This window comes from Saccharothrix sp. CCNWYY140, assembly GCF_037401995.1.
In the GTDB taxonomy this organism is placed as follows: domain Bacteria; phylum Actinomycetota; class Actinomycetes; order Mycobacteriales; family Pseudonocardiaceae; genus Actinosynnema.
Map to the genome: position 1 here is coordinate 1 of NZ_JBBEGC010000021.1, position 12234 is coordinate 12234.

Below are 12234 nucleotides of genomic sequence, written 5' to 3' on the forward strand. Positions count from 1 at the left end.
CGTATGGCCTGGCGGAGCCAACCACAGATTTCCCCGGGTGCTGCTAAAACTTTTTGCTCGTTCCTCGCAAAAACTTTTGGCTGCACCCGGGGAAATCTGTGGTAGCCCTTCGGGCAGGCCATACGGGGATGACGGAAGAAGCCCAAGTTGGGTGGTCTGCTGCGCGAGCCCAAAGGAAAAGCGCGCCCTTCGGGCGAAGTGTCTGCCTGTCTGCCTGTTGGTCTGGTGGGTGTGGATGTAGGCGTCCCATTTTGTGGGAGTGGCGTTGGGGCGTGAGAAGGTGGGATGACCGGAGGAGGGTGTTGTGGCTGAGCGGGTGTCTGCCAAGCGGGTTGTGGGGTTGGCGGTGCCTGCGCTGGGGGTGTTGGCTGCTGAGCCGCTCTACGTGCTCGTCGACACCGCTGTGGTGGGGCATCTTGGGGCGTTGCCCTTGGCTGGGTTGGCTCTGGGTGGGGTGTTGTTCACGCAGGTTGCCACTCAGTTGACCTTTCTCTCCTACGGGACCACCGCTCGGGCCGCTCGCCTGTTCGGGGCTGGGCGGCGCGCGGAGGCTGTTCAGGAAGGGGTGCAGGCGACCTGGTTGGCGTTGGCCGTTGGGGTGCTTGCGGTGGTTGTGGGGCAGGCTTTGGCTTGGCCGGCTGCTCGGGTGTTGGGTGGGGACGAAGTGGCTGGGCAGGCGGTGGCCTGGTTGCGGATTGCGCTTTTGGGGGCTCCGTTCGTCCTGGTGACTATGGCGGGCAACGGGTGGATGCGTGGGGTTGAGGACACCGTTCGACCGCTTCGGTACGTGTTGTTGGGCAACGGGTTGTCCGCGATCTTGTGTCCGGTCCTGGTGTACTGGGCAGGGTGGGGGCTGGAAGGGAGCGCGGTTGCCAATGTGGTCGCGCAGGTTGTTTCTGCTGGGTTGTTCTTTCGAGCCTTGAAGGTTGAAGGGGTGCCGCTTCGGCCTCAGGTTCGGGTGATGCGGGCGCAGCTTGGGTTGGGACGGGACCTGGTGTTGCGGGGGCTGGCGTTCCAGGCCTGTTTCATCTCGGCGGCCTCGGTGGCGGCTCGGACGTCGGTGGCGGCGGTGGGGGCGCACCAGATCGTGTTGCAGTTGTGGACGTTCCTGGCGTTGGTGTTGGACTCGCTCGCCATCGCGGCTCAGGCGATCGTGGGGCAGGCGCTGGGGGCGGAGCGGCCGGAGGAGGCCAAGAGGTTCGCCTGGCAGATCACGGGTTATGGGCTGGTGTTCGGGGTGGTGCTGGGGGTTGTGTTCGCGGCGTTGGCTGGGGTGGTTCCGGGGTTGTTCACGTCCGACCCCGGGGTGTTGAGCGAGGTGCCGCATGCGTGGTGGTTCTTCGTGGCGTTGCAGCCGGTTGCCGGGGTGGTGTTCGCGCTCGACGGGGTGCTGCTGGGTGCGGGGGACGCCGGGTTCCTGAGGACGGCCACGTTGTTGTCGGCGGCGTTGGGGTTCCTGCCGCTGATCTGGTTGTCGCTGGCCTTCGGGTGGGGGCTGACCGGCATCTGGGCGGGACTGTCCGCGTTCATGGTGCTGCGGTTGGTGACGATCTTGTTCCGGACGCGTTCGGGCAGGTGGGCGCGGGTGGGGGCGGTGTGGTGAGACCCACGTACCGGAATCGTTAACACTAGGCAAGTGTTTGGGGATGGAAGGGGTGCCGCCGCACGGAACGCGCTGAGGAGCTGAACGTCTTGCCGGTCGATCGTGCCACGAAGCAAGCGTGGCTGATCTGGTCCACCGCCGTCGTCGTCTACGTCGCCGCCCTCTTCCACCGCACCTCGCTCGGCGTCGCCGGGCTGGAGGCCGCCGACCGGTTCCACGTCGGACCGGCCGCCCTCGGCACGTTCACCGTGCTCCAGATCGGGCTCTACGCCCTGATGCAGATTCCCACCGGCCTGCTGGTCGACCGGTTCGGGCCGCGTCGCGTGCTCACCGCCGCCGCGCTGCTCATGGGCACCGGGCAGCTCATGTTCGCGCTCGCCGAGTCCTACCCCCTCGGGCTGGCCGCGCGGGCCGTGCTCGGCGTCGGGGACGCGATGACGTGGGTCAGCGTGTTGCGCCTGGCCGCCGCGCACTTCCCGCCGCGCAAGTTCAGCGTGGTGATGACGTTGTCGGCCGCTTTGGGTGGTGCGGGCAACCTGGTGGCCACCGTCCCGCTGACGTTGTTGCTCAAGGGCACCGGCTGGACCGTCACGTTCCTCGCCGCCGGGCTCGCCACGGCCGCCTACGCGGCCGTGGTGCTGTGGCGGGTGCGTGAGGTGCCCGAAGGGGTGACGCCGCCGGTGGCGGAGGCCGTGCCGCTGCGGACGGTGGCCAAGCGGGTCGCCTCGACGTGGCGGGTGCCGGGCACACGGCTCGGGTTCTGGGTGCACTTCACGTCCATGTCCGCGCCCGCGCTGCTCGGCCTGCTGTGGGGGTTCCCGTACCTGGTCGAGGCGCAGGGGCTGAGCCGGCCGCAGGCCTCCGCCGTGCTGAGCGTGCTGGTGCTGGTGGCGATCGCGTCCGGGCCGATGATGGGCGCGGTCATCGCGCGCAAGCCGGAGTGGCGGATGCCGATCGTGGGTGGCTACCTCGCCGCCGCCCTGGTGTGCTGGGCGGTGCTGTTGGGCTGGCCGGGCGGGGTGTTGCCGACGCCCGTGCTGTACGCGGTGTTCGCGGTGATGGCGTTCGGGAACCCCGCCTCCGGCGTGGCGTTCGCGCTGGTGCGCGACTACAACCCGCTGCACCGGGTGTCCACGGCGACCGGCGTGGCCAACGTCGGCGGGTTCGGCGCGGTCACGTTCTCCGCCCTGGTGGTGGGCGTGGTGCTGGACCTGCTGCCCGCGATGCCCGCCGCGCAGGCCTACCGGATCGCGTTCCTGTCCGTGGTCGCCGTGCTGGTCGTGGGCGTGTGGCGGACGGCTGTGTGGTGGCGTCGGGCGCGTGCCGCGGTGTTCGCCGCCGAGGACCGGGGCGAGCAGGTCCCGGTGCAGATCCGTCGCCGGCGTTGGGACGCGCTCGCGTCGGCCTAAGATGTCCGGTCGTGTCCGCATCAACTTCCGCTGTGCAGCCAGGTCTCGTCGTCGTCGACAAACCCGAGGGCATGACGTCGCACGACGTCGTGGCGAAGGTCCGCCGCATCCTCGGCACCCGCAAGGTCGGGCACGCGGGCACGCTCGACCCGATGGCGACCGGCGTCCTCGTGCTCGGCGTGGAGCGGGCGACGAAGCTGCTGGGCCACCTGGCGCTGGACAGCAAGGCCTACCTGTCCACCATCCGGCTCGGCGCGGCCACCACCACCGACGACGCCGAGGGCGAGGTGCTGTCCACTTCGGACGCTTCGGCGGTGCCGGAGGACGCGATCCGCGCGGGCGTGGCGAAGCTGACCGGTCCCATCCAGCAGGTGCCCAGCGCGGTGTCGGCGGTCAAGATCGACGGCAAGCGCGCCTACGCACGGGTGCGGGCCGGTGAGGCCGTGGAGATCCCGGCGCGGCCGGTGACCGTGCACCGGTTCGACGTGCTGGCGATCCGGCGCGAGGAGTCCGCGACCGAGCTGGACGTGATGGTCGAGTGCTCGTCGGGCACCTACGTCCGGGCGCTGGCCCGCGACCTCGGGGCGGACCTGGGCGTCGGCGGTCACCTGGCCGCCCTGCGCCGCACCCGCGTCGGCCCGTTCGACCTGCGGGTGGCGCGCACCCTGGACCAGCTCGCCGACCAGCCGGGGCTGTCGCTGTCGCTGGACGAGGCCGTGGCCAAGGCGTTCCCGCGCCGGGAGATCGCGCCGCGCGAGGCGGTCGCGCTGTCCCACGGGCAGCGCCTGGCGGCGGGCGGCATGGAGGGCACCTACGGCGTGTTCGGCCCGGACGGCCACGTGGTGGCGCTGGCGAAGGACGAGGGTCCGATCGCCAAGCCGCTCGTGGTGCTCACGCCGGCGAGCTGATGTTCCGCCGTCCGGGTGAGATCGGCGGCGGGCGGGGACGTGTTGCCGCCAAACCGCCGATCGCGGTACTCGGGACACGACCGGCCGACTACCGTGGGTGCATGGCGAGATGGGTGTGGCCCACCGCGGCCGGTGTCGTGACCTCGGCCACCGGGGTGGTCATCAACCTGGCCACCGACCTGGTGGACAACGCGCTGGCCTGGGTGGCCGTGGGTGCGCTGACCGCGCTCGGCGTCGGGATCGGGGTCGCCGCGCAGCGCGCCGACCAGCGCCACCGCGAGATCGCCCACCGGGCCGCCGCGATCGTCCCGCCGCCCGCCGCCGATCCGCCGGCCACCCAGCCGTCCGGGGCTCAGCCGTCCGGGGCTCAGCCGTCCGCCGTTCAGCCGACGCCGCACGCCGAACCCGAGCCGGAGCAAGCGCCGCAGCGGCCGGCGCCGCCGCGCACGGTCTACAACCACAGCAGCGGCAACACCGTCGGCCCGGTCATCCAGGTGGGTTACCTGCACGGCGACTTCAACCAGGGCGACAGCGTCAACCAGAGCGCCACCGCCCACGACGGCGGCACGGTGTACCAGGCGGGTCGTGACGTGCGCCTCGACCGGGACCGCTGAGTCCGCCCCTCGTGGCACGGCGCCCGCGGCTAGGCTTCCCCCGTGCAACGGTGGCGAGGGCTGGAACACCTTCCGGGCGGCTGGGGTCGCTGCGTCGTGACGATCGGCGTGTTCGACGGCGTGCACCGCGGGCACCAGGCGCTCGTCGGCCGGGCGGTGGAGATCGCCCGCGAGAAGCAGGTCCCGTGCGTGCTGATGACCTTCGACCCGCACCCGTCCGAGGTCGTCCGGCCCGGCAGCCACCCCGCCCAGCTGACCTCCCTGCGCCGCCGCAGCGAACTGGTCGAGCAGCTCGGCGTGGACGTGTTCTGCGTCATCCCGTTCACCCTCGAGGTGTCGCGGATGCCGGCCGACGAGTTCGTGCACGAGGTGCTGGTGGAGCAGCTGCACGTGGCGGCCGTCGTGGTGGGGGAGAACTTCACGTTCGGCAGCAAGGCGTTGGGCAACGTGGACCTGCTGCGGCGGCTCGGGCAGCGGTTCGGTTTCGTGACCGAGGGGGCGGACCTGGTGACCGACGACGGCGTGACGTACTCGTCGACCTACATCCGGGCGTGCATCGACGCCGGTGACGTGAAGGCCGCGGCGCACGCGCTGGGCCGGCCGCACCGGCTGGAGGGCATCGTGGTGCGCGGCGACGGGCGCGGCAAGGAACTCGGGTTCCCCACCGCGAACCTGTCCACCACCCGGTTCGCCGCGGTCCCGGCCGACGGCGTCTACGCCTGCTGGTTCATCCACGCCGACGGCCGACGGCTCAAGGCGGCCGTGTCGGTGGGCACCAACCCGACCTTCAGCGGCCGGGAGCGGCGGGTCGAGGCGTTCGTGCTCGACGTGGACGAGGACTTCTACGGCCAGCGGGTCGCGCTGGACTTCGTGGAGCGGCTGCGCGGCATGGAGAGGTTCGACACCGTCGACGAGTTGCTGGTCCAGATGCACAAGGACGTGGAGGAGACCCGCGGGCTGCTGGCGTGAGGGGTTTGGGCCAGCAGGGTGGAACCGCCCGTGCGCGAACCGTCCACCTGGCAAGATGCCTGTCACGTCCAAGCCGGTCAGGGGAGAGGCGAAGGTGGAGGACCACAAGATCGTCCAGCGCAACCTCGCGTTGCAGCGCGAGTGGTACGGGGAGCCTCTGGGGGACCGGGTGCGCCGGTTGGTGGTCGCCTTCAACGTCTCCCAGGCCCAGCTCGCCGACGTGCTGGGGATCAGCGCACCCATGCTCAGCCAGGTCATGAGCGGTCGCCGGGCCAAGATCGGCAACCCGTCCGTGCTGGCGCGGATGATCATGCTCGAGCGCAAGGTGCTCACCCCGGACGTGGCCACCGGCGCCCCGGAGGCCCTCCAGCGCGCCCTGGACGAGGTGCGCGACTCCAAGCCGATGGTCGGCCGCGACTCGCTGCCGGTGAACGGCGCGGACGACGAGGGCGTGGTGTTCCCGTTCCTGCGCCGGGTGGCCGACCGGCGGGAGCTGTCCCAGGCCGCCGACATGCTGCGCGACGACTTCCCGGCGCTGGCCGACCTGCTGCGCCGCGCGGGCAAGGGGCACGACGGCTGACGTGCGGCTGTTCACCGGCGTCTTCCCGCCCGACGAGGTGGTCGAGGAGCTGACCGCGGCGCTGGCCCCGGTCCGCGCCGAACACCCCGGGCTGCGGTGGACCGCGCCGGGTCGCCTGCACGTCACGCTCCGCTTCCACGGCGACGACGCCGAGCCCGGCGACCAGCTGCGCGCCTTCCACGGGCTGGCCGCGCCGACCGTGCGGCTGGCCGGGTCCGGGACGTTCCGCGGCGTGCTGTGGGTGGGGGTCGAGGGACCGCTGGAACCGCTCGCCGAGGCCGCCGGCGCGGACCTCGACGACTGGCGTCCACATCTGACGGTGGCGCGGGCACGTGGCAGGCGGACCCGTTGGCCGCGCGTGGAGTTCACCGGTCGTGAGTGGACCGTGCGCGAGGTGGTGCTGGTCCGCAGCGATCCCGCGACGGGGTACGAGGTGCTCGACCGGGTGCCCTTGAGCACGTCGAACGCCCCGGACTAGCGACTACTGGTAACCTCGACAGTTGGGTCTGGCTGCGGTCCGTGGCGGCCAAGACCGACTACCCCCGGCGACGGGGGCCGCACGGAACATCACCCGGGTACAAGGAGTAGCAGGAACGTGGCACTGACCACCGATCAGAAGAAGACCATCCTCGCCGAGTACGGCGTCCACGACAAGGACACCGGCTCCGCCGAGGCCCAGGTCGCGCTGCTGAGCAAGCGCATCGCCGACCTGACCGAGCACCTCAAGCAGCACAAGCACGACCACCACTCGCGTCGTGGTCTGCTGCTGCTGGTCGGCCGTCGCCGCCGGCTGCTCAACTACCTCCAGAAGGTCGACATCCAGCGCTACCGGTCGCTGATCTCGCGGCTCGGCCTGCGCCGGTGACCACCGCCGAGGGGGAGTGACCGGACCGGTCGCTCCCCCTCGGTGCAGTACGGCACGACCAGCACAACCGAACAACGCGGAACAAAGAGGATAGGGACGCAACGCACGCGCGGCGCACGGGACGACAGTTCGCCGGTCCTCGGTAGTGGCCCCCTGGCACAAGACGAAAACCAGGGGACTTCGATCGAAGACCGGCCTCGTCCGAACCGCGCCCCCGCGCCCGTACGCGCTGCGGCCCGCATGACGAGGAGCATTTGCACATGACGGACACCGAGGTCCACGAGACTTCCGCCGTGATCGACAACGGGAGCTTCGGCACCCGCACCATCCGCTTCGAGACCGGTCGCCTGGCTCGCCAGGCCGCGGGCACGGTCGTCGCCTACCTGGACGACGAGACCATGCTGCTGTCGGCGACGACCGCGTCGAAGCACCCCAAGGAGCACTTCGACTTCTTCCCCCTCACGGTGGACGTCGAGGAGCGCATGTACGCCGCGGGCCGCATCCCCGGCTCGTTCTTCCGCCGCGAGGGTCGCCCGTCGACCGACGCGATCCTGACCTGCCGCCTGATCGACCGGCCGCTGCGCCCGTCCTTCGTGGACGGTCTGCGCAACGAGATCCAGGTCGTCATCACGGTGATGAGCCTGAACCCGGCCGACCTGTACGACGTGGTGGCGATCAACGCCGCGTCCGCGTCCACGCAGCTGGCCGGCCTGCCGTTCTCCGGCCCCATCGGCGGCGTCCGGGTGGCGCTGATCGAGGGCCAGTGGGTGGCGTTCCCCACCCACGAGCAGCTGGAGAAGGCCGTGTTCGACATGGTCGTCGCCGGCCGGGTCGTGGGTGACGACGTCGCGATCATGATGGTCGAGGCCGAGGCCACCGAGAACGTGATCGACCTGATCGGCGAGGGCGCGCAGGCGCCGACCGAGGAGGTCGTCGCGGCGGGCCTGGAGGCGGCCAAGCCGTTCATCAAGGTGCTGTGCGAGGCCCAGGCGCAGCTCGCGCAGGTCGCCGCGAAGGCCACCGGCGAGTTCCCGACCTACCCGGCCTACCAGCCGGACGCGTTCGAGGCCGTCGAGGCGGCGGCGTCGGCCGAGCTGGCCCAGGCGCTGACCATCGGCCCGAAGCAGGAGCGCGAGACCAAGCTCGACGAGATCAAGGCGTCGGTGCTGGACAAGCTCGCCGAGCAGTTCGAGGGCCGCGAGAAGGAGGTCGGCGCCGCGTTCCGCTCGCTGACCAAGAAGCTGGTGCGCCAGCGGATCCTGCGCGACAAGGTCCGCATCGACGGCCGCGGCCTGACCGAGATCCGGTCGCTGTCGGCCGAGGTCGAGATCATCCCGCGGGCGCACGGCTCGGCGCTGTTCGAGCGCGGCGAGACCCAGATCCTGGGTGTCACCACGCTGAACATGCTGCGCATGGAGCAGCAGATCGACTCGCTGTCCCCCGAGACGCACAAGCGCTACCTGCACCACTACAACTTCCCGCCGTTCTCCACCGGTGAGACCGGCCGCGTCGGTTCGCCGAAGCGGCGCGAGATCGGCCACGGCGCGCTGGCCGAGCGGGCGCTGATGCCCGTGCTGCCCAAGCGCGACGAGTTCCCCTACGCGATCCGCCAGGTCTCCGAGGCGCTGGGCTCCAACGGCTCGACGTCGATGGGCTCGGTCTGCGCGTCCACCATGTCGCTGCTCAACGCCGGTGTGCCGCTGAAGGCGCCGGTGTCGGGCATCGCGATGGGCCTGGTGTCCGACGAGGTCGACGGCAAGACCGAGTACGTGGCGTTGACCGACATCCTCGGCGCCGAGGACGCGTTCGGCGACATGGACTTCAAGGTCGCCGGCACCAAGGAGTTCGTCACCGCGCTCCAGCTGGACACCAAGCTCGACGGCATCCCGTCCGAGGTGCTGGGCGCGGCCCTGGGCCAGGCCCGCGACGCGCGCCTGACCATCCTGGAGGTCATGGCCGAGGCCATCGACCGCCCGGACGAGATGAGCCCGTTCGCGCCGCGCGTCACGTCGGTCAAGATCCCGACCGACAAGATCGGCGAGGTCATCGGGCCCAAGGGCAAGATGATCAACTCGATCACCGAGCAGACCGGCGCCGACATCTCCATCGAGGACGACGGCACGATCTACGTCGGCGCGGCGGACGGCCCGTCCGCCGAGGCCGCGATCGGCATGATCAACGCCATCGCGAACCCGCAGCTGCCGAAGGTGGGCGAGCGCTTCCTGGGCACCGTGGTGAAGACCGCGGCGTTCGGCGCGTTCGTCTCGCTGCTGCCGGGCAAGGACGGCCTGATCCACATCTCCAAGCTGGGCAACGGCAAGCGCATCGGCAAGGTCGAGGACGTCGTCAAGGTCGGCGACAAGCTCCGCGTCGAGATCGCGGACATCGACCAGCGCGGCAAGATCAGCCTGGTGCTGGTCAACGAGGACGACGCCGCCGAGAAGCCGGCCGACGCGCCTTCGGGTGACGCCGCCACCGAGGCTCCGGCCGAGGGTGCCGCCACCGAGGCCGCGGAGGCCCCGGCGCAGTGACCGGACGGGTCGACGGGACGGCCGCGGGTGCTTCGAGCACTCGCGGCCGTCCGCTTAGCGGCAAGTTGGGGCACCTCCAGCGACCGGGCAGCACCCGGTTGCTGGAGAGCAGCGACGCCGGCGTGACCGTGCGGCGCAGCGTGCTGCCGTCCGGGCTGCGGGTGATCACCGAGCAGATCCCGGGCGTGCGGTCGGCGTCGGTCGGCCTGTGGGTGCAGGTCGGGTCCCGCGACGAGCGGCCCGAGGTCGCCGGCGCGGCGCACTACCTGGAGCACCTGCTGTTCAAGGGCACCGCGAACCGGACGGCCGCGGCGATCGCGGAGGAGATCGACGCCGTCGGCGGCGAGCTCAACGCGTTCACCGCCAAGGAGCACACCTGCTACTACGCGCACGTGCTGGACGAGGACCTGCCGCTGGCGCTGGACCTCGTGTGCGACGTGGTGTTCGAGGCCCTGTGCGAGCCCAAGGACTTCGAGACCGAGCGCGGTGTGGTGCTCGAAGAGATCGCCATGCGCGACGACGACCCGGAAGACCTGCTGCACGACGCCTTCCTCGACGCGTTGCTCGGCGAGCACGCGCTGGGTCGGTCCGTGCTGGGCACCGAGCGGTCCATCCAGGACATGGACCGGGACGCGCTGTTCGGGTTCTACAAGCGCCGCTACACGCTGCCGCGGATGGTGTTGGCGGTGGCCGGGAACATCGACCACAACCACGTGATGCGGTTGGCGCGCAAGCAGATCGGGTCCCGGTTGGAGCGGACCGGGACGCCCGTCGCGCCCCGGACCGGGCGGGCGCGGATCGCGTCGTCGCGCAAGCTGGTGCTGCACAGCGACGACACCGAGCAGGCGCACCTGATGCTGGGCGTGCGGGCGCTGGACCGGCACGACGAGCGGCGCTTCGCGCTGAACGTGCTGAACGCGGCGCTGGGCGGCGGGATGTCGTCGCGGCTGTTCCAGGAGGTCCGGGAGCGGCGCGGGTTGGCCTACCAGGTGTACTCGTCGGTGGGCCTGTACGCCGACACCGGGACGTGGTCGGTGTACGCGGGCTGCCAGCCGGACCGGCTCGGCGACGTCGCCGGGGTCGTGCGGGACGTGCTGTCCGTCGTGGCGGCCGGTGGGCTGACCGACGCCGAGGTGACGCGCGGCAAGGGCCAGTTGCGCGGTGGGCTGGTGCTGGGGCTGGAGGACACCAGCTCGCGGATGTCGCGGATCGGCAAGGGCGAGCTGAACTACGGCGACTACCTGTCGGTGGAGCAGACGCTGTCCCGGATCGACGAGGTGACCGGTGAGGACGTCGCCGCGCTGGCCCGGGAGTTGTTGCGACGCCCTGTCGCCGCCGCGGTGGTCGGACCTTACGCTCACGCCGACGATTTGCCGTCCCAGGTGCACGAGGTGATCTCTTGAGTCAGCGTTCTGCTATCCGTGTCGGCGTGCTGGGCGCGCAGGGTCGGATGGGGTCGGAGGTGTGCCGTGCGGTGGAGGCGGCTCCCGACGCGGAGGTCGTGGCCACCGTCGACGCGGGCGACTCGTTGCAGGCGTTGGTGGACGCCGGGGTCGAGGTCGTCGTCGACTTCACCAACCCCGACGTGGTGATGGACAACCTGCGGTTCTGCATCGCGAACGGGATCCACGCGGTGGTCGGCACGTCCGGGTTCTCGGAGGAGCGGCTGGCTTCGGTGTCGGAGTGGCTCACCGGGACGTCGGTCGGCGTGCTGATCGCGCCCAACTTCGCCATCGGCGCCGTGCTGTCCATGCGGTTCGCGGAACTGGCCGCCAAGTACTACGACTCCGCCGAGGTCATCGAGCTGCACCACCCGCGCAAGGTGGACGCCCCTTCCGGCACGGCCGCCCACACGGCCCGGCTGATCTCGGAGGCGCGCGCGGCGGCCGGGTTGGGCGACATGCCCGACGCGACCACGTCCGAGGCTGGTGGCGCGCGCGGCACGGTGGTCGGCGGGGTGCGGGTGCACTCGCTGCGGATCGCCGGGATGATCGCCCACCAGGAGGTCGTGTTCGGCACGGAGGGGGAGACGTTGACGCTGCGTCACGACTCCCTGGACCGGACGTCGTTCATGCCCGGTGTGCTGCTGGGCGTGCGTTCGGTGGCCGCCCACCCGGGTCTGTCGGTGGGGCTCGACAAGTACATGGACCTGTGAAGACCCGCACTGTCGCGTTCCTGATCACCGCCGCGCTGGCGGTGTACTTCGTGCTGCTCGGCGGCCGGGCGTTCGTGCTGATCGGCACGGGCGACCCGGTCGGCGTGGGGCTCGGGCTCGGCGTGCTGGTGCTGCCGCTGATCGGGGCGTGGGTGGCGTGGACGAACCTGCGGTTCGGGTTCGTCACCGAGCGCATGGCGCGGGTGCTGGCGGACGAGGGTGGGCTGCTGGACACGTCGTCGTTGCCGCGCCGGCCCTCGGGCCGGGTGGACCGGGACGCCGCCGACGCGTGGTTCGAGGAGCGCCGGGCCGAGGTGGAGGCCTCGCCGGAGGACTGGCGGCGGTGGTTCCTGCTGGCTCAGGCCTACGACCTGGCCGGCGACCGGGGACGGGCGCGGGAGACCATGCGGAAGGCCATCGACCTATTCCAGGTGCCGAAGAATCGGGCGTGAAGCATTCGGGTGAGACAGACTTCATCCGGTGTTTGCGGCCTATCGCCTTGGTTTGTCCGGTGGGTCGTCAGTAGCGTGGTGGCGTGTCGAACGTGTGCCAGAACCTGCGGCTGACCGTCGCTTGCCTGCTGATCGTGGCCGCCCTGGG

Annotated in this window: 12 protein-coding genes; all 12 read left to right on the forward strand. The window is 70.9% G+C overall.

Going from position 1 to position 12234, the window contains the following annotated elements:
* The first annotated feature begins 304 nt into the window (after positions 1–304).
* The 12 genes from WBN91_RS13060 to WBN91_RS13115 all read left to right on the forward strand — a co-directional run bounded on the left by WBN91_RS13060 (position 305) and on the right by WBN91_RS13115 (position 12086).
* A complete protein-coding gene (locus WBN91_RS13060; protein WP_337725707.1) occupies positions 305–1603 on the forward strand; it encodes an MATE family efflux transporter in 1299 nt (432 codons plus the stop codon).
* A gap of 89 nt (positions 1604–1692) precedes the next feature.
* Complete coding sequence (locus WBN91_RS13065) at positions 1693–3012, forward strand: MFS transporter (protein ID WP_337725708.1); 1320 nt, start codon at positions 1693–1695, stop codon at positions 3010–3012.
* An 11-nt stretch (positions 3013–3023) separates the two neighbouring features.
* Positions 3024–3920: a tRNA pseudouridine(55) synthase TruB gene (gene truB / locus WBN91_RS13070; RefSeq protein ID WP_337725709.1), complete on the forward strand. Its 897-nt coding sequence runs from the start codon at positions 3024–3026 to the stop codon at positions 3918–3920.
* A gap of 101 nt (positions 3921–4021) precedes the next feature.
* The gene (locus WBN91_RS13075) at positions 4022–4534 is read left to right on the forward strand and encodes a hypothetical protein (RefSeq protein WP_337725711.1); all 513 of its coding nucleotides are present in this window, start codon (positions 4022–4024) and stop codon (positions 4532–4534) included.
* Positions 4535–4576: 42 nt separating this feature from the next.
* Positions 4577–5503 (forward strand): bifunctional riboflavin kinase/FAD synthetase, encoded by a 927-nt coding sequence (locus tag WBN91_RS13080; protein ID WP_337725712.1) that lies wholly within the window; start codon positions 4577–4579, stop codon positions 5501–5503.
* A gap of 94 nt (positions 5504–5597) precedes the next feature.
* The gene (locus WBN91_RS13085) at positions 5598–6083 is read left to right on the forward strand and encodes a helix-turn-helix domain-containing protein (protein WP_337725713.1); all 486 of its coding nucleotides are present in this window, start codon (positions 5598–5600) and stop codon (positions 6081–6083) included.
* Between the two features lies 1 nt (position 6084).
* Positions 6085–6561 (forward strand): 2'-5' RNA ligase family protein, encoded by a 477-nt coding sequence (locus tag WBN91_RS13090; RefSeq protein WP_337725714.1) that lies wholly within the window; start codon positions 6085–6087, stop codon positions 6559–6561.
* Positions 6562–6678: 117 nt separating this feature from the next.
* Positions 6679–6948, forward strand: a complete 270-nt coding sequence (gene rpsO / locus WBN91_RS13095) for a 30S ribosomal protein S15 (protein WP_337725715.1) — start codon at positions 6679–6681, stop codon at positions 6946–6948.
* A 260-nt stretch (positions 6949–7208) separates the two neighbouring features.
* Positions 7209–9479, forward strand: coding sequence for a polyribonucleotide nucleotidyltransferase (locus tag WBN91_RS13100; RefSeq protein WP_337725716.1), 2271 nt, complete (start codon positions 7209–7211; stop codon positions 9477–9479).
* Between the two features lie 65 nt (positions 9480–9544).
* A complete protein-coding gene (locus WBN91_RS13105) occupies positions 9545–10882 on the forward strand; it encodes a M16 family metallopeptidase (RefSeq protein WP_337725763.1) in 1338 nt (445 codons plus the stop codon).
* Positions 10879–11634 (forward strand): 4-hydroxy-tetrahydrodipicolinate reductase, encoded by a 756-nt coding sequence (dapB, locus tag WBN91_RS13110; protein WP_337725717.1) that lies wholly within the window; start codon positions 10879–10881, stop codon positions 11632–11634. Before WBN91_RS13105 ends, dapB begins: the two co-directional genes overlap by 4 nt.
* Positions 11631–12086, forward strand: coding sequence for a tetratricopeptide repeat protein (locus WBN91_RS13115; RefSeq protein ID WP_337725718.1), 456 nt, complete (start codon positions 11631–11633; stop codon positions 12084–12086). Before dapB ends, WBN91_RS13115 begins: the two co-directional genes overlap by 4 nt.
* The last annotated feature ends 148 nt before the right edge of the window (positions 12087–12234 follow it).

Bases quoted from the DNA above. Each gene is read 5' to 3' on its own strand.
- WBN91_RS13075 (WP_337725711.1), top strand. From the start codon at position 4,022: ATGGCGAGATGGGTGTGGCCCACCGCGGCCGGTGTCGTGACCTCGGCC.
- WBN91_RS13100 (WP_337725716.1), top strand. From the start codon at position 7,209: ATGACGGACACCGAGGTCCACGAGACTTCCGCCGTGATCGACAACGGG.